Source organism: Aequorivita sinensis (assembly GCF_006346335.1).
Taxonomy (GTDB): domain Bacteria; phylum Bacteroidota; class Bacteroidia; order Flavobacteriales; family Flavobacteriaceae; genus Aequorivita; species Aequorivita sinensis.
Window position 1 is genome coordinate 439,410 of record NZ_VDMC01000002.1, and the last position, 18,226, is coordinate 457,635.

Below are 18,226 nucleotides of genomic sequence, written 5' to 3' on the forward strand. Positions count from 1 at the left end.
TAAGCACCCCTCACCACTTTCGCATCTAGAATTTATCCCACGTCTTACGTCCTACAGTCCTACGTCAATAAACACCCCTCACCACTTTCGCATCCAGAATTCATCCTACGTCTTACGTCCTACAGTCCTACGTCAATAAGCACCCCTCACCACTTTCGCATCCAGAATTCATCCTACGTCTTACGTCCTACAGTCCTACGTCAATAAACACCCCTCACCACTTTCGCATCCAGAATTTATCCTACGTCTTACGTCCTACAGTCCTACGTCAAAAAAAAACCTCTCAAATCCTTAATAACATTTCATTTTCATCTTCATTTTAGTTTTCGTAATTTCGTACCTCCAAAAAAAATCAGACTTAAATACATAAAATGAGCAAATACGACGTAATAGTTTTAGGAAGTGGGCCAGGTGGTTATGTTACTGCCATCAGAGCTTCACAATTAGGTTTAAAGACCGCTATTGTTGAAAAAGAAAGCCTTGGAGGCGTATGTTTAAACTGGGGCTGTATTCCTACAAAAGCACTTTTAAAAAGTGCACAGGTTTTTGACTACCTAAAACATGCAGATAGCTATGGCCTTAGCGTAAAAGAATTTGACAAAGATTTCGGAAAAGTTATTGAAAGAAGTCGTGGCGTAGCTGATGGAATGAGCAAAGGTGTTCAGTTTTTGTTGAAGAAAAACAAAATTGACGTTATCAATGGTTTCGGAAAGCTAAAAGCTGGAAAGAAAGTTGACGTTGACGGAAAAGAATATTCTGCAGATCATATTATTGTTGCTACTGGTGCGCGTTCACGCGAATTACCTAACCTTAAGCAAGATGGCAAAAAGGTTATTGGTTACCGCGAAGCAATGACTTTAGAAAAGCAGCCTAAAAGTATGATAGTAGTAGGAAGTGGTGCGATAGGTGTTGAGTTTGCACATTTTTACAATTCTATGGGTACCGAAGTTACTATCGTTGAATATTTACCAAACCTAGTACCTCTAGAAGATGAAGAAGTGTCTAAACAATTTGAGCGTTCATTTAAGAAAGCTGGAATTAAAGTAATGACAAATTCTTCTGTTGAGAAACTTGATACTTCTGGTAAAACTGTAAAAGCTACTGTAAAAACTAAAAAAGGTGAAGAAACTTTTGAGGCAGAAATAGTTCTTTCTGCTGTGGGTATCGCATCAAATATTGAAAATATCGGACTTGAAGACGTAGGTATTGTAACCGATAAAGGGAAGATTATGGTAAATGATTTTTACCAAACTAACATTCCTGGTTACTATGCTATTGGTGATGTTATTCCTGGTCCTGCCCTAGCCCACGTTGCTTCAGCAGAAGGTATTACTTGCGTTGAAAAAATTGCTGGACACAATGTAGAACCAATAGACTACGGAAACATTCCAGGGTGTACATACGCTAGCCCAGAAATTGCAAGTGTAGGTATGACCGAAAAACAAGCCAAAGAAGCGGGTTACGAAATTAAAGTTGGTAAATTCCCATTCTCTGCAAGTGGAAAAGCTAGTGCTTCAGGTAATAAAGACGGATTTGTTAAAGTAATCTTCGACGCTAAATACGGCGAATGGTTAGGTTGCCATATGATTGGTGCTGGTGTAACCGATATGATTGCTGAAGCTGTTTTAGGTAGAAAACTTGAAACTACAGGATACGAAGTATTAAAAGCAATCCACCCACACCCAACAATGAGTGAAGCTGTAATGGAAGCCGTTGCAGATGCTTATGGTGAAGTGATTCACTTGTAATCTTTGGATGGAAGATAGATGCTAGATGTGAGATTTGAGATGGTGGATGATGAAATTTATAATCTTTTAAAAATTAAAATGTAATAATAATTAAAAAGGGCCGGACTTAAAAGTCTGGCCCTTTTTTTATGATGATGATTTAATATAAAATTCACTTCAATTTACACCCTAAAACCTAGTCTATAATTGTAAGATATCTATTATGTGATTGGTCTGATGAGGGGTGATTATAAATGACAGAAAGAGCTGATCCTTCTCTATACCATTGCACACTAAATTTAATTTTTTCACCGGGAGTCACTTCTAATGGATACATTGGAAGTGAGGCATTGTAGAATTCACTACTATTTGACGCTCTAATTTCAAGTCCTGGAATTGGGCTGCCATTTACTAGAATTCGGAATTTAGCAGATGCTAATAAATATCGACGCCCGGTAGCATTAAAGTTTAAGTAAATTAATGGGCTAGAAGGAGTAATTTCTATATCTAATTCATCAAAAGTATCCCAAGAGGAATTTTGCCGATGAATATTAGATTTTCCAATTGCATGAAATTTTCTCGCAACCTGTTTTTCTATAGTGGCATATCCTAAAACTGTCCATTTTCTAAGAGATTTACTGTATTGTAAGGTTACAGATGAGTTTTTCCCTTTTAAATTCAAATTACTTTCATTTGGACATAAAATTCTTAAAGGATTTGCCGTTTTATCATTTACAATTGTCATATCATAAGCTGTACTATTTATCAATCGTACAATTTGACCATCGGCACCTGAAATTGGCTTAATACTCTTTATCGAAAAAGCTCCAGTAGGACCTTCAATTAGGTATTGGGAATAAGGCACTTCTCCTAAATCAATATTTTCACTAACACCGTCATTTATTTTAAGTGGAGCTACACTTTCTCTCAAAGAAATTCCACCGTTAACATCGAGTGTAGTTGTTGGATTAGTATTGTTAATCCCTACTTGCGAAAAAGCAGAAACTGAAATAAAAAACGCTGAAATAACAGTTAAGACAATTCTGTTTTTCATAGTAAAGTTGTTGATCATGACGTCAAGTATGTTTGCTTTAAGCGCGCGAAAATACTATATTTTTCATAATCGAATGAATAAAACAAAATGATTAACCTAAACTTAAAATCTAAGTCGTGAGATTTGAGATTTGAGATTTGAGATTTGAGATTTGAGATTTGAGATTTGAGATTTGAGATTTGAGATTTGAGATTTGAGATTTGAGATTTGAGATTTGAGATTTGAGATTTGAAAAACGGTAACTAGTTACCGTTTTTCAAATCAATATAAAGCTCCTTCCCCTCCTTTAGGGGAAGGTGGCTTTCAAATCGTAAAACGATTTGAAAGTCGGAAGGGGTCAGATTAGCCAACGGTTTCAAAAGTAAGACCACCAGTTCATGGCTCAAGCGTCACAACTTAAGATTCATGCTCCTGTTCCCAAATCTATTTAATTTAATAATGCTAAGCATATTCTTTTTAGTCTTCTCAAAAAACTAAAATCTACCAATCACCAATCATCTTCTAAAGTCTTTCTTCCAAAAAACTTTGTAACGCTAGCTCATAGCTCTGCAATCCAAAACCTACTATTATCCCTTTAGCATGGGGTGAGATGTAGCTTTTATGACGAAAGTCTTCTCTAGAAAAAGTATTGGAAATATGCACTTCTACTACTGGAGTTGTAATTGCTCTTACGGCATCGGCTATACCTACTGAAGTATGTGTATAGGCAGCCGCGTTTAGAATAATACCGTTGTAACTGAAGCCCACTTCTTGAATTTTATCAATTATTTCACCTTCAATATTAGACTGAAAATAAGAAATCTCAAGATTTGCATATTTCTTCTGAAGTCTCTCTAAAAATTCAGTAAACGACTCGTTTCCGTAGATATCGTTTTCTCTATTTCCGAGCAAGTTTAGGTTCGGCCCGTTTACAATGATTATTTTCATACCGTAAATATAGAAAATTAAAGAAAGAGCAATAAATTCTTATTCATAAAACAAAATGAACAGGAATTAAAACGAATACCCAGCAGAAATTTGCAAGACGTTATTGGTGCTTTTAACGTCATTAGATGTACGATGGTATCCAAGAACTACCCCTTCCTTTTCATTTACATTAGACACTCCAATAACATACCGCAGCTGAACAAATACCCCTAAATCTAATCGATATTCTGCACCTATTCCAAGTCCGAAATCGAAATTACTTATTTCGTCTTTTAAATCGTTTTTTTGAACGGTAGATCTACCCAAAAATCCTGAGGAGGTAATTTCATTTTTCGCAGAAACAAGATACCCTAGCTGTGGCCCTCCCATTACGCTAAAATTATCTATTAGGTAATACTTTGCCATTAGCGGCAGATTAACGTAATTGAGATTTGTAATTATCCTTGGACCATCTGTAGCCATGGTATTATGCTCAGAACCTTGAGCAGAAAATAAGATTTCAGGTTGAAAAGTTAAATTTGTTACAATTGGAAATTCTGCTAAACCACCTAGATGAAACCCAAACACTCCTTTAGTATTATTGGTAAAATCACCTCCAACATTAGCAAAATTAACTCCTCCCTTTACTCCTAACCTTAATTCAGATTGTGCTTTTACCGAAATAGAAACAAACAAAAGCAAAAACGAAAAAGCGAATATTTTTTTCATAATAATTAGATTTTTTTTAATATATACTTCACCTCGTAAATTCTAAATACAATATAGCTAATTAAGTTTAAAATGTATAACCCGCAGAGATTTGAAACACGTTGTTTTCAACGTTTAATCTATAATCATCTTCTGGATCGTACTTTTCAGGCTCACTAATTTCCATTAATCCTTTAGTAAATCTCAAGCTAAAAAAGACACCCATTGGAAGTTTATAGCTTACACCACCCCCAATTCCAAAGTCAAAAGTTTTTGTATAATCGGAAACATCACTCTCTACTCCACTCTTAGTTTGCTCTGCATTTACAAGAAAGCTTGGCACAGGCCCTAATTCTACACTAAGCCCGTGAACTATGTGATATTTTGCCATAATTGGAACATCAATGTAGCTCAAGTGTGTTTCCGTACCAAAAAACTCGCTTCCTTTTTGGGAATAGAGCACTTCTGGCTGAACTGAAAATTTTTCCGAAAGTGGAATTTCTGCTAATCCCCCAATATGAAGCCCTACCCGTGTATCGAATCCTGTAAATGAATCTCCAGTAAAAGTCGATAAGTTTACCCCAGCTTTTACACCATAGGTTATCCCTTGAGCACTAGCCGTAGCAATTGACACTACCGATAGTACTGTAATTAGTAATAGTTTTTTCATGTGTTGGTTGTTTATATTAATTTATCTAATCTACACATAAAAAATATAAGATTACTTATGAATTGTACAAAACAAAAAAAGCAGGAGATAACACCTCCTGCTCTTTTAAAAAAATATAATTTGGTTAGAAAGAATATCCTGCTGATACTTGGAATACGTTACTTTGGTTTGAGCCTGAATAATCGTCAATGTCATTAACATCTAATAAACCTTTGTTATAACGCAAACTAAAGAAAACACCCATATTTAAACGGTAAGTCGCTCCAATTCCGAAGGCTGCATCAAAGCTTTTAAAAGCGTCTTTTATATCCTCGTCACTATCATCACTTGCATTAACTAACACTCCAAAAACAGGCCCTGCTTCAGCGCTTAAGCCTTCGATTATATAAAATTTTGCCAACACAGGTACACGTATGTAATCTAATTTAAGCGCATTATCCCCTAGTCCCCAGCTCCAATCTGAACCTTCAGAAGAATATAATAATTCTGGTTGAAGGGCAAATTTTCCTTTTAATGGAATTTCAGCTAATGCTCCTATATGGAAGCTTGTTCTAGAACCTAGACTGCCAACACCATAGCTATCCCCTCCTAAAGAGGCTACGTTTAGACCTAGTTTTGCACCTAAGCGAACTTCTTGAGCTTGAGCAGTGGTACAGGTTAATGCTACTACTGCGATAAAAAGTAGAATTTTTTTCATAATTGATTGATTTAGTTTAAAAATTAATAGTTAAAATTTTTAATTTAATATTTCAATAGACATTTTCCCTTGCAACATTACTTCACTTCTTCAAAAATGTATACACAAACCTATGTATCTAACTAAGGCTTAACAAGTCCTATTTAGAATTCGGGGGTTTTCGGTTAGAATTTGGTAATAGAAGGAGACATATACTGTAAAATACAGAAAATAAGAATATTAGCAGCGTAGGTGTTAAATTCAAAGTGCTTTTTAGATATAAAAAAACCACCCAAAATGGGTGGTTTTAAATTGTATTAATAAGATTCTAAGTTATTAGAATGAGTATCCTGCTGATAATTGGAAAACACTGTTGTTTACTTTATCATCACCAGAATCGTTAATATTTGATAATCCGTGGTTATAACGTGCTCCAAAGAAAACTCCCATTGGAAGTCTATAAGATACACCGGCACCTAGACCGAAATCTATACTAGAGATATCTTCTATATCACCTTCATCTTTTACAGTTACTCCACCAATTGTGCTTTCAGATTCTGCTTTAGAAGATGCAAGAAAACCAATTTGTGGACCAGCTTCAATTGCAAATCCCTCAGCTACATAAAACTTAGCCATTACAGGTACCTGAATATAGTCTAGTTTAAGGTCTGATCTGAACAAATAATCAACACCCGCTTCTGTGCCGCTTTCTTCATACTTAGCACCTTGAGCAGAGTATAAAACCTCTGGCTGAACTGAAAATCTTTCAGTAACTGGAATTTCTACTAAAGCACCAATATGGAAACCTGTTCTAGAATCAGCATCGTCGATATCACCACCTAAGTTAGCGAAGTTAACACCACCTTTTGCTCCTAAACGCACTTCTTGCGCTTGTGTCGCAGTTACTGATAACATTATAGTTGCTGCAATAAAAAATAACTTTTTCATATTTATTTGTTTTTTTAGTTAACACTTCAAAGGTCATAAATTAGTCATTTCACATCCTAATTTTTAATTTTCTTTTAACTGAAAACTACCAAACTTTAGCGGTTTTTATGAAATCGTCTTAATGTTTATACAAAAAAACCACCCTGAATGGGTGGCTTGTGTTATCTATAGTCTAATTCTACCTATAGGAAGGAATAACCAATGGTTAGCGAAATATACTTATGTCTTCCGCTTTCTAACTGGTAATCGGTAACATTTGTAATTCCTAGGTTAAATCGACCTTCAATTCTAATTCCATACGGGAAATCGTATCCCATACCCATTACAGCAGAAATATCGGTATCATTTCCAACTGCTTTAATACTAGTATTATCAATAACGGTTCTTAAGTCATCTTTTAATAAAATTCCAACTTGTGGTCCTACTTGTATATAAAGTGGCTGATCATCTACAAGGTAATACTTTAAAACAACAGGTACATTTAAATAAGTTAATTCAAACTTTCCGCTATCCGTAAATTTAGCTCCTTGTTCAGAATACAATGCATCGACTTGCATCCCAATTCTATCTGAAAATTTTATACCTGCAAAAACTCCTACAACAATCCCTTCTGTATATTCTAAATTAAGTGGTTCTAAGCCATAAATATTCGAGAAATTTATCCCCCCTTTTACTCCAAGATCAAATTCTTGTGAATAAGAATTTACTCCAATAAATAAGATGATAACTGCAACTATCAGTTTTTTCATATTAATTCGGTTTAGTTTTAAAGAAAACAAATATATAGTATATCTAACAATCTAAAATGCTTTTACTTTAATTGTTAATATGGTTTTCAACAAATTGTTTTACGGTATTGGTATTTTAAATTGGTTACCAAAAATAATAGCTATTATAAAAAAAGCCACCCTTAAAGGATGGCTTCTATATTTTTATGTTCATGGTATCTACAGGAAAGAGTATCCTAGTGCAAGAGAAAACACTGTATTTTTTCCTTCAAAACCATCGGTTTTTGAAACATCAGACAATCCAAAATTGTACCTAGCATCTAAACGAACGCCAAATGGAAAGTCGTATCCAGCTCCTACAATTCCAGAAACGTCAGTTTTTTCAGCATTTGCCTTAATAGAATTAGCCCCTAAAACATCTACATAAATATCATCATCCAAAATAAACCCAAATTGCGGTCCTGCCTGAATATTTAAACCCTGTACTAAGTAGTATTTCAATACAACGGGTACGTTTACATAGTTCAAGTCGAATTTTCCATAATCAAACTCCGCTCCTTGTTGTGAATACAGAACATCTGCCTGAATCCCAACTTTGTCGGTAAATTTTATTCCAGCAAAAATACCTGCTTGAAAACCAGTTTTACTGGATAAATCATTAACATCTGAGATATTCGCAAAGTTAGCCCCAGCTTTAATCCCTAAATCAAGGTTTTGGGAAAAAGCAGTAGCTCCCATAAAAAGTGCGCAAAACGCAATCATTAATTTCTTCATAGTGTAAAGTTTTGATTTGTTAATTAAAACGACAAGTTATCTTTAATCTTATACATATTAAAATATTTAGAATTTTGTTAACTATTATAATTAGTAGTAATATAGCACTATGAACTGGCAAAAAACTCTAAAAGATTATCAAAATTACCTCCGCTTAGAACGTGGACTTTCAGATAATTCTATAATTAATTATTCGTTAGATGTTAAGAAACTAATGCGCTGGTTAGAAAAAAATGAAATAAAGACTTCTCCTATTTCTATTTCTGAAGAAACGCTTCAACAGTTTATATATGACGCAGCAAGAACAATAAACCCTCGTTCACAGAGCAGGTTAATTTCAGGTCTAAAAGGCTTTTTTACGTATTTAATTTTTGAAGATTATCGAAATACTAATCCTTTAGAATTAATTGAAGCTCCAAAGCTGGGAAGAAAACTTCCTGATACTTTGGCCATTGAAGAAATTGACTCTCTTATAAGTGCAATTGACTTAAGTTCTAAACAAGGAGAGCGCAATCGTGCAATATTAGAAACACTTTACGGCTGCGGACTTCGTGTTTCAGAATTAACAAACCTTAAAATATCCGATTTGTATTTTGACGAGGGCTTTATTAAAGTCACGGGAAAAGGTGATAAACAGCGTTTAGTCCCTATTAGTCCTATCACAGAAAAATATATAACCATTTACCAAAAACAAGTACGAGTTCATCATAAAATAGACCCTAAGGATGCCGATACGCTTTTTTTAAACCAACACGGCAGGCAGCTTACACGGGCCATGATATTTACCATTGTAAAGCGTTTAGCTGAAAAAGCAGGAATAAAAAAAACCATTAGTCCGCATACTTTTAGACACTCCTATGCTACTCACCTTTTAGAAAACGGTGCCGATTTACGTGCAATTCAACAAATGCTAGGACACGAAAGCATTACTACTACCGAAATTTACACTCATATTGACCGAAAACACTTGACTGAAGTTATCAATAAATTTCACCCTAGAAGGTAGGTGGAAATTATGATGATATTTCAATTACGAAAGAACTTTTTTTTCTGAATTCATAAGGTTAAAAAACTCCCAAACAGCTACATTTTTTTTCTTTTCCTACAATCCTTTTGTATTTTGAAGGTGAAACTTAAAAAGAAAAAAAATATATATGAAGACATTAAAATTCAGCAATGGTGATACTATGCACGCCATTGGATTAGGAACTTGGAAATCAACTGGAAATGAGTTGAAAAAGGCGATAAAAGACGCTATTTACGCAGGTTATAGACATATAGACACCGCTACAAATTACGGCAATGAAGCAATTATTGGAGAAGCATTAGCTGAGATATTTGCAGAAGGTAAAATATATCGCGAAGATGTATTCATTACTTCAAAATTATGGAACGACTCTCACGCAGAAGGCCAAGTAATCCCAGCCTTGCAAGATTCACTTAAAAAACTTCAACTGGATTTCTTAGATTTATATTTAATCCATTGGCCAGTAGCCTTCAGAAATGGAGTTGAATTTCCTAAGAAACCAAGTGATTATCTTACTCTTGAAGAAGCTCCCTTAATAGAAACTTGGAAACAAATGGAAGAAGCCAAGAAAAACGGACTAGCAAAGCATATTGGAGTTTCCAATTTTAGCGTTAAGAAGTTAAAAGACCTGATTTCTAAAGCAACAATAAAACCCGAAATGAATCAAGTGGAACTTCACCCGCTGCTCCAGCAAAACGAATTATTGGAGTATTGTAAAAGTGAAAACATTTTGCTTACAGCATACTCACCACTAGGTTCGGGAGACCGTATTTCAGCAATGAAAGCCGAAGACGAACCAAATATGTTTGATATAGATGTTTTAAAAGAAATTGCCAAGGATAGAAGCGCTACTGTACCACAAGTACTAATTGCCTGGCATAATCACAGAGGCTGTGCTGCTATCCCAAAATCTACAACCAAAGATCATATAATTTCGAATTTTAAATCGGCAGATGTGGAACTCAGAGATTCTGACATGGAGAAAATTGCCAAATTAGACCGCCATTACAGATACATCAATGGAAAATTCTTTGAAGAAGAATCTAAGGGATATGTAAATCTTTATGATGAATAAGGACTAATAGATTTCAACAAAAAAATAAGCCGCAATGTTCATTGCGGCTTATTTTATATATAGTTTAATCTTATTTACTTCGCTATATTAACTGATCGTGTTTCACGGATAACAGTTACTTTCACTTGACCAGGATACGTCATATCCGTTTGGATTTTTTGTGAAATTTCAAATGATAATTGTGCAGCTTTCTCGTCGCTTACTTTTTCACTTTCAACCATTACACGAAGCTCACGTCCTGCTTGGATGGCGTAGGCTTTATTAACCCCTCCAAAACCAAAAGCGATATCTTCTAAATCCTTCAAACGCTGAATGTAAGAGTCTAATACTTGTCGTCTTGCTCCAGGTCGTGCACCGCTAATAGCGTCACATACCTGAACAATAGGAGATAGTAAACTTGTCATTTCAATTTCGTCGTGGTGAGCACCAATAGCGTTGCAAACCTCAGGCTTTTCACCGTATTTCTCAGCCCATTGCATTCCTAAAAGTGCGTGAGGCATTTCTGTTTCCGTTTCTGGCACTTTCCCTATATCGTGCAATAATCCAGCTCTTTTAGCAAGTTTAGCATTTAAACCAAGCTCTGCAGCCATTACTCCACAAAGTTTTGCAACCTCACGTGAGTGATGTAATAGGTTTTGTCCGTAAGACGATCGATACTTCATACGTCCAACAGCCTTAATAAGCTCTGGGTGTAAACCGTGGATTCCTAAATCGATAACTGTACGCTTACCAACTTCAATGATCTCTTCTTCTATCTGCTTGGTTGTTTTCTGAACAACCTCTTCAATACGTGCAGGGTGAATGCGTCCGTCTGTTACAAGTTTATGCAGTGATAGACGTGCAATTTCCCTTCTTACTGAATCAAAACAAGAAAGAATAATTGCCTCAGGAGTATCGTCTACTATAATTTCAACCCCAGTAGCTGCTTCAATAGCACGAATATTTCGACCTTCACGACCAATAATTCTACCTTTTACATCATCGCTTTCTAGGTTAAATACAGAAACGCAATTTTCAACTGCTTCTTCTGTTCCTATACGTTGAATAGTATTGATAATGATTTTCTTTGCCTCTTGTTGAGCAGTCATTTTGGCCTCTTCAACAGAATTTTGAACAAAAGCCATAGCTTGAGTTTTGGCTTCGTCTTTTAGGCTTTCCATTAACTGAGCTTTAGCCTCTTCAGCAGATAAGCTACTGATTACCTCTAATTGCTCTACTTGACTGCGGTGAAGTCTATCTACTTCACTTTGTTTTTTATCTAGAACTGAAATTCTCTCGTCAAACTCTTGTTGTTTTGACTGAAGTTCAGCGTTTAATTTCTTCGATTTTGCTAGTTCGTTAGAAACTTGCGATTCCTTATCACGTACTCGTTTTTCAGTGTCAGAAATCTTTTTATCACGGCTTAATATTACTTTCTCATGTTCTGCTTTAAGTTCTAGAAACTTCTCTTTCGCTTGTAATATTTTGTCTTTTTTTATGCTTTCTGCCTCAGATTTTGCTTCTTTTAATATTGCTGCAGCACTTTTTTTAGCTCTTGATAAAACGTGGGATGCGTTATTTCTCTCCAGTATTTTTGCAATAAAAAAACCAATCGCTATCCCAACGATGGCACTAATTATTATAGTTACTATATCCATTTATTTGTTGATTTTTATATAAAAAAAAAGCCTACATCAATACATTAGTTTTGAATAAACTCCTTAAAAAAATGTTTAGGGCTAACAAGCTGATCAAGAATCCGCTCGAAGACGGCCCGCTTTTACAACTTTAACTCACCCTTTTTTAAAGAATTCGTGTTGAGTTTACCAAAAATAATATTAATGTAGGCAGTTACCTTATTTAATTAAAAGAACGTTACGATAGTTGCTCCTCCAGGATTTGATTTAAAGCCCTTAGCCTTTCTTCTGCTTCCTTGGTTTCACTAGATCTATCTATTTGTTTTTGCTCTACCTGGGCAGCAAACTGGAGGGCGCTCATTGCTAACACATCCTGTTTGTCACGCACGGCATAACTTTGCTCGAACTTCTTAATCATTTCTTCTATCTTCTTCGCCGCCAATCTCAACCCCTCCTCCTGCGAAGGATTGATAGTCAAGGGATAAACCCTGTCTGCTATCGATAGTTTTATTTTTAATTGTTCTGACATTGTTATATTATTCGGAAAGTTGGGCAATACATTGATCTATTTCCCGAACTAAAGCGTTTATCTTGAGTTTCGTTTCTCGTTTATGTTGGTCACTGCCAAGCATTGAGTTTGCGAGTTTTAATGAATTGTTTTTTTCGGTTAAAGCTTCAATTTCTTGTTCAAATTGCTGCTGTTTTAACTTTAAATTGATTATCTCTTCTTCCAATTGAGCATTGGCAGTTTTTAATTTCTCGTGCTTGTTAAGCAACTGACCCACTCTATTCTCAAGAGAATCAACAATTTCAGAAAGATTACTCATTAAAATTTTTGTTCAATACTTCTTTCACAAAGTTAGCATACCCTTGCTAAAACACAAACAGTTTTCTGTTATTTTTTCAGTATTTTATAATGATAAACCAAATAATTGTGGTATCACAAAGAAATTTGCAAAACTATCTTTGATAATCAACCTATTGCAGTTCGCTATCTATGCAAATTCTAAACAAAAGGTTATTAACAATTAAACTCTTAAGGCCTAAGTTTATCTCGATCATAAGCAACCTGGTTACTTTCCTCCGCAAATTCTAATACAAAATACAAAACTCTATACTTAAAGTGATTTTTCACTAGGACACACCTAAATCTTTTGTTTTTAAGTTTTTATAAATATACAACAATCAATTTTTAGATCTGGATTAAGCGCATTAATTCTTTCTATAAAGAGTTATTTTGTAATAATTTAATCAGACTTTAATAATTATTGCAAGAAATAAGGATTCAAATTAAAATAGAATCAGCATACATATCGTTAATTAAGTTGTTGTCCCTTTTTTATTCCTAACGTATTATTATTTTTACACTATGAAAAAAATTTTATCGTTACTCCTACTTATCGGGAGCTTTACTTATGCCCAAAACAATTTTCCTAAAAATTATTTTTCAAACCCATTGGATATAAAAATGATCCTCTCTGGAAGTTTTGGTGAGCTTCGTTCTAATCATTTCCACAGCGGTTTAGATATAAAAACGCAACAACGCGAAGGGATGCCAGTTTACGCCCCTGCAGATGGGTATGTAAGCAGAATTAAAGTTAGTCATTACGGGTATGGAAAAGCGCTATATATTTTACACCCTAATGGATACACCACGGTTTATGGACATTTAAGAAGCTATGCAGGAGAAATTGAAAAACATGTAAAGGAAACCCAGTACGCAAAAGAATCATTCGAAATAGAACTTTTTCCTGACAAAAATTTCTTAGCTGTTAAAAAAGGAGACTTAATTGCATATACAGGAAACACAGGAGGTAGCGGCGGCCCACACTTACATTATGAAATCCGTGATGCCTCACAAAGACCGATTAATCCACTTCATTTTGGTATCGATATTCCAGATTCTAAAGCTCCGTTATTAATGGGTGTTTTCGCTTATACAGTAGATGAAGATGGACACGTAAATCAAAGTCAAAATAGAACTAAATTAAGACTGATTAAGCAAAAAGATGGCACCTATAAAACCGAAGGCATTAAAGCTTATGGCAAAATCGGGTTTGGAGTAACTACCTACGACCAGTTTGATGGAGCTTCAAATAAAAACGGTAGTTATAGAATTCAAACAAATTTTAATGGTTCTGAAAAATTTGAAGTTACCTTCGATAAGTTTTCATTCTCTGAAACTCGCTACCTCAACAGGTATATAGATTATGAATACTTTGAGACAAATAAAAGTAGAATTCAAAAGCTTTTTAGAGAAAAGAATAATCCATTAAGCGTAATCACCTACGAAGACGATAATGGATATGTAACGGTAAAAGATAGTTTACATTCAATTTATACCATTAGCATCAACGACTTAAAAGGAAATACAACTTTTGTTACAATTCCAATTGAAGGGGCTAAAATGGATATCCTCGATCCGAAAAACAATAAGGTTACCGACGATTATATCAATGCAGATCACGCTACTTCAATTACAAAGGGTAAATTCAGCATTTATATTCCGGCTAATAGTTTATACGAAGACACTTATTTAGACATTCGCGCCGATGGAGATACATTAATATTTCACGAAGATATTGTACCAATTCACACCAACATCACCTTATCGGCAGATATTTCGTCTTATAGAGAAGAAGACAAAGACAAGCTTTATTTAGGTAGATTAAACACCAAGGGCGAACCTTATTACACTTCTACCAGTAGAAACGGCGATAAACTTGTAGCCAAAACAAGAACATTTGGAAAGTACATCATTGCATCAGATACAATTCCACCTGAGATAGAGCCTGTTAATTTTTCAGAAGACAAATGGATAAGCAATGAGAATTTTCTAAAAATTAAAATCAAAGATGACTTAAGTGGTATTAGCTCGTATAGAGCTACCATCAACGGAAAATTCATTTTAACAGAATATGATTATAAATCAGACGTTCTAGTTTATAATTTTAACGACAATGTAAACTTAGAAACTGAAAATAATTTGAAACTTATAGTGATTGATAATGTAGGAAATAGTGCTACATTTGAAACAAAATTTTTCAGAAAACACCCCTAATTCAAGCTTTTGAAAACAATAAAACTATCGCTCACACTTTTCTTTTTATGTTTTGCAACCGTTGTGTTTGCTCAAAAATCGATTGTAAAAGGAATTATTCTTGACGAAAACAACTTTCCCGTAGCTGGGGCAAATGTAACCCATAACGACACTGGAACTATTTCAGATTTTAATGGGTTCTACTTACTTAAAGTACCATCAAATCAAGATGTTACTATCGTTTTTTCGCATGTAAGTCATAAAAAAGTACAAGTAACCGTGAACCTTTCTCCAAATGAGGATTACGAGTTAAACCCTGTAATGAACACTACTATTGAGCAAATAAGTGAAGTTGTAATTTCGGGTAGAGAAAACAAACGCGTTGAAGGGGTAACTACTATTTCACCAGAGGTAATTCGTAAAATGGTAGGTGCAAATGCGGGTGTTGAAAACCTTCTAAAATCACTTCCAGGTGTAAATGGTAATGACGAATTAAGTACTCAATACGCTGTTCGTGGTGGTAATTACGACGAAAACTTAGTTTATGTTAATGAAATTGAAGTTTATCGTCCTTTCTTAATTAGAAGCGGGCAACAAGAAGGGTTAAGCTTTGTAAATAGTGACCTTACGAGCAATGTAGATTTCTCAGCTGGTGGATTTCAAGCAAAATATGGGGATAAACTTTCTTCTGTTCTAGACATTACCTATCGCCGCCCAGTAAATTTTGGTGCTTCCATAGAAGCTAGTTTATTAGGAGCTAGTGGTTCTGTAGAAGGGGTTTCAAAAAATGGTCGTCTATCAGGTATTTTCGGAATTCGCTACCGCGACAACAGTCTTTTTGTTCAAGCAAAAGAAACAGAAACCAATTACAGACCAAAATTCGCAGATGCCCAAACATATCTTACTTATAAATTCAGCAATAAATTTGAACTTGGATTCTTAGGTAATATATCAATTAACGAATACAATTACAGACCGCTAACAAGACAGACTAACTTCGGTACAATTTCCGATCCTATTGCGCTACTTGTGTTTTATGAAGGTCAAGAAGAAGATAGATACAACACTTATTTTGGAGCTTTAAAATCAACTTGGGTTGTTTCAGATAATTACACAGCTAAGTTCATCGGATCCGTTTATCAAACTACTGAACAAGAATATTACGACATCCTTGCCGAATATCGTTTAGGTGAAGTAAACACAGACCTAGGAGGAGAAGACTTAGGACAAGTAGAGTTTACAAGAGGTATTGGCGGGCAACTTACTCACGCTAGAAACGACTTGGATGCCTTAATCCTTAACTTCGAACACAAGGGGAATTTATCTATTGAAGATAACAATATTGAATACGGAATAAAATACACTCACGAGGATATTCGCGACCGTGTAAACGAATACGAAATTATCGACTCGGCTGGGTTTTCAATTCGCCCACCTATTTTCCCTCCTAACAATCAACCTTACTCTCCAGATACTTCGCCAATTGTTCCTTACACAAACGTAAGAGCAATGAATGATACGCAAATAGACCGTATATCTGGTTATGCTCAATGGAGTAGAAAAACTACTCTTGGAGGTAGCGACCTTTGGTTAAATGCAGGTGTTCGTGCGCACAATTGGACCGTAAGCGGACAAAACATTACAAGTACATCACAAACTGTATTTAGTCCTCGAGCACAGGTTTCTTTAAAACCAGATTGGGAAATGGATATGCTTTTCCGTCTTTCGGGAGGTATGTACCACCAACCACCGTTCTATCGCGAGTTAAGAGATTCAACAGGAACTGTACGTCCCGGAGTTAAGGCACAAAAATCTGTACACATTGTATTTGGAAACGATTACAGCTTCAAAATGTGGGACCGCGAATTTAGATTGAATTCTGAAGTATATTACAAACACCTAGATAATGTTAATCCATATACGTTAGAAAACGTTCGTATTCGATATCGTGCAAACAACAGTGCTGTTGCTTATGCTTACGGTTTAGACGTACGTCTGGCAGGAGAATTTGTTCCAGGGACAGAAAGCTGGTTGAGTTTTGGATATTTAAAAACAGAGGAAAACATTAACGACAAAGGGTATATTTTCCGTCCTACAGATCAACGCCTAAAATTTGGTATGTTGTTTCAGGACTACGTAAAAGTTATTCCATCGCTTAAAATGTATCTTAACTTGACGTACAACACTGGACTTCCAGGTGGTTCCCCAAGTTATGCCGACCCTTATAACTATCAAACGCGTTTACCAGATTATAAGCGTGCCGATATTGGGGTTAGCTACGTAATTGTAGATGACACGAAGTTAAGAGATAGTGGGTGGTTAAAACCATTTAAGGAACTTTCGGTTGGAGCAGAAATTTTCAATATATTCGATGTTCAAAACTCAATTACAAACACTTTTGTAAGAGATGTTTATAGCAAACTTCAATACGCTATTCCGAATTACTTAACACCGAGAATTTTTAATGTGAAGCTTTCAGCGAAGTTTTAAGCTCGAGAACGCTGCCTTTTACGCTTTCTCAGCTTTTTGCTGTTTTTCTTTTTCTGAAAATTACGACTGTACTTCAGCATAGTTTCATAGGTTTCTGAAGAGCTTTTATTGTAGAGTTTAGCATACTCATCGGCCATAATCTTAACCATAGTTTTTGAAGGCCAGAGTCTGCGGAAGTTGTTCATTCGCTTTTCAAAACTCATAGGTTCAAATCTCATTCTATTCAAATCAATTAAATAGAATTCGTATTTGTTATTTCCTACATCGGTAATTAAAGTATTCCCAGGGGAATGATCTAAAAAGTTTACTCCGTTTTCGTGTAGTTTAAAAGTGAATTGGGTAAACTGTCGTAATATTTCTTCCCGATTTTCAAACTTCGGTTTATGAATTAAAACTCGAAAATCGAAATCGTAATCGAGGTGTTTACTTATATAATAGCTCTGTTTTAATCCAAAAGAAAAAAACTCTATATATGCTACAGGTGTTGGCGTTCCAATTCCGAAGTTAGCTAATTTAGAAGCGTACTCAAAAGAGCGTTTTGCCTTACTTTTTCTAAAGAATTGGTATATTATAGACTGAAAGAAATTAGGTGTTTTAAAACTCTTAATATTGAATACAACACCATTTAATTCTATTTTTTTTATAACATTGCGCTCACCTTTGGTTACATACTCCCCTACTTTTTCAAATTGATAAAGTGCGTCTTTCAATGCAGGTTGCAAGTGTGAATATTTTGGATTGATTACGAAATTCTCGCGCATTTTTAATATTTATACAGTCAAAAAAG

Annotated in this window: 17 protein-coding genes and 1 other RNA gene; 5 read left to right on the forward strand and 13 right to left on the reverse strand. The window is 35.0% G+C overall.

All coding sequences use genetic code 11. The features are described from left to right. The first annotated feature begins 371 nt into the window (after positions 1 to 371). Entirely contained in the window at positions 372 to 1,748 is a 1,377-nt protein-coding gene (lpdA, locus tag FHP04_RS04955) for a dihydrolipoyl dehydrogenase (protein WP_139854879.1), read from the forward strand. 175 nt (positions 1,749 to 1,923) lie between these two features. On the opposite strand, the gene FHP04_RS04960 is transcribed toward lpdA, so the two are convergent. From FHP04_RS04960 to FHP04_RS04995, 8 genes are all read right to left on the reverse strand, one after another. Beyond that, on the reverse strand, positions 1,924 to 2,781 hold the full coding sequence (locus FHP04_RS04960) for a hypothetical protein (protein ID WP_139854880.1): 858 nt from the start codon (positions 2,779 to 2,781) through the stop codon (positions 1,924 to 1,926). A gap of 501 nt (positions 2,782 to 3,282) precedes the next feature. Beyond that, a complete protein-coding gene (aroQ, locus tag FHP04_RS04965) occupies positions 3,283 to 3,708 on the reverse strand; it encodes a type II 3-dehydroquinate dehydratase (RefSeq protein ID WP_139854881.1) in 426 nt (141 codons plus the stop codon). A gap of 66 nt (positions 3,709 to 3,774) precedes the next feature. After that, positions 3,775 to 4,416: a porin family protein gene (locus tag FHP04_RS04970; RefSeq protein ID WP_139854882.1), complete on the reverse strand. Its 642-nt coding sequence runs from the start codon at positions 4,414 to 4,416 to the stop codon at positions 3,775 to 3,777. Positions 4,417 to 4,483: 67 nt separating this feature from the next. After that, positions 4,484 to 5,065, reverse strand: coding sequence for a porin family protein (locus tag FHP04_RS04975; RefSeq protein WP_139854883.1), 582 nt, complete (start codon positions 5,063 to 5,065; stop codon positions 4,484 to 4,486). Between the two features lie 124 nt (positions 5,066 to 5,189). Then, positions 5,190 to 5,762 (reverse strand): porin family protein, encoded by a 573-nt coding sequence (locus FHP04_RS04980; RefSeq protein WP_139854884.1) that lies wholly within the window; start codon positions 5,760 to 5,762, stop codon positions 5,190 to 5,192. Positions 5,763 to 6,077: 315 nt separating this feature from the next. Further along, positions 6,078 to 6,689: a porin family protein gene (locus FHP04_RS04985; protein WP_139854885.1), complete on the reverse strand. Its 612-nt coding sequence runs from the start codon at positions 6,687 to 6,689 to the stop codon at positions 6,078 to 6,080. Positions 6,690 to 6,871: 182 nt separating this feature from the next. Next, positions 6,872 to 7,438, reverse strand: coding sequence for a porin family protein (locus tag FHP04_RS04990; RefSeq protein ID WP_139854886.1), 567 nt, complete (start codon positions 7,436 to 7,438; stop codon positions 6,872 to 6,874). Positions 7,439 to 7,636: 198 nt separating this feature from the next. Beyond that, complete coding sequence (locus tag FHP04_RS04995; RefSeq protein ID WP_139854887.1) at positions 7,637 to 8,191, reverse strand: porin family protein; 555 nt, start codon at positions 8,189 to 8,191, stop codon at positions 7,637 to 7,639. Between the two features lie 109 nt (positions 8,192 to 8,300). On the opposite strand from FHP04_RS04995, the gene xerD reads away from it, so the two are divergent. Together xerD and FHP04_RS05005 are read left to right on the forward strand one after the other, a co-directional pair. After that, the gene (gene xerD / locus FHP04_RS05000) at positions 8,301 to 9,197 is read left to right on the forward strand and encodes a site-specific tyrosine recombinase XerD (RefSeq protein ID WP_139854888.1); all 897 of its coding nucleotides are present in this window, start codon (positions 8,301 to 8,303) and stop codon (positions 9,195 to 9,197) included. A gap of 148 nt (positions 9,198 to 9,345) precedes the next feature. Then, entirely contained in the window at positions 9,346 to 10,293 is a 948-nt protein-coding gene (locus FHP04_RS05005) for an aldo/keto reductase (RefSeq protein ID WP_139854889.1), read from the forward strand. Between the two features lie 74 nt (positions 10,294 to 10,367). Here FHP04_RS05005 and rny read toward each other — a convergent pair whose 3' ends face one another. The 4 genes from rny to FHP04_RS05025 form a co-directional block, all read right to left on the reverse strand. After that, positions 10,368 to 11,930 (reverse strand): ribonuclease Y, encoded by a 1,563-nt coding sequence (gene rny, locus FHP04_RS05010; protein WP_139854890.1) that lies wholly within the window; start codon positions 11,928 to 11,930, stop codon positions 10,368 to 10,370. A gap of 56 nt (positions 11,931 to 11,986) precedes the next feature. Then, positions 11,987 to 12,095, reverse strand: a non-coding RNA gene (gene ssrS / locus FHP04_RS05015) — 6S RNA. A gap of 52 nt (positions 12,096 to 12,147) precedes the next feature. Continuing rightward, on the reverse strand, positions 12,148 to 12,438 hold the full coding sequence (locus tag FHP04_RS05020; RefSeq protein ID WP_139854891.1) for a cell division protein ZapA: 291 nt from the start codon (positions 12,436 to 12,438) through the stop codon (positions 12,148 to 12,150). Between the two features lie 7 nt (positions 12,439 to 12,445). Further along, entirely contained in the window at positions 12,446 to 12,736 is a 291-nt protein-coding gene (locus FHP04_RS05025) for a hypothetical protein (RefSeq protein ID WP_139854892.1), read from the reverse strand. A gap of 542 nt (positions 12,737 to 13,278) precedes the next feature. Between FHP04_RS05025 and FHP04_RS05030 the strand changes: the two genes are divergently transcribed. Together FHP04_RS05030 and FHP04_RS05035 are read left to right on the forward strand one after the other, a co-directional pair. Beyond that, positions 13,279 to 14,970, forward strand: coding sequence for a M23 family metallopeptidase (locus FHP04_RS05030; RefSeq protein ID WP_139854893.1), 1,692 nt, complete (start codon positions 13,279 to 13,281; stop codon positions 14,968 to 14,970). Between the two features lie 9 nt (positions 14,971 to 14,979). Further along, positions 14,980 to 17,439: a TonB-dependent receptor gene (locus FHP04_RS05035; RefSeq protein ID WP_139854894.1), complete on the forward strand. Its 2,460-nt coding sequence runs from the start codon at positions 14,980 to 14,982 to the stop codon at positions 17,437 to 17,439. Here FHP04_RS05035 and FHP04_RS05040 read toward each other — a convergent pair. Then, positions 17,436 to 18,200, reverse strand: coding sequence for a lipopolysaccharide kinase InaA family protein (locus FHP04_RS05040; RefSeq protein WP_139854895.1), 765 nt, complete (start codon positions 18,198 to 18,200; stop codon positions 17,436 to 17,438). The genes FHP04_RS05035 and FHP04_RS05040 overlap by 4 nt on opposite strands. Between the last annotated feature and the right edge of the window lie 26 nt (positions 18,201 to 18,226).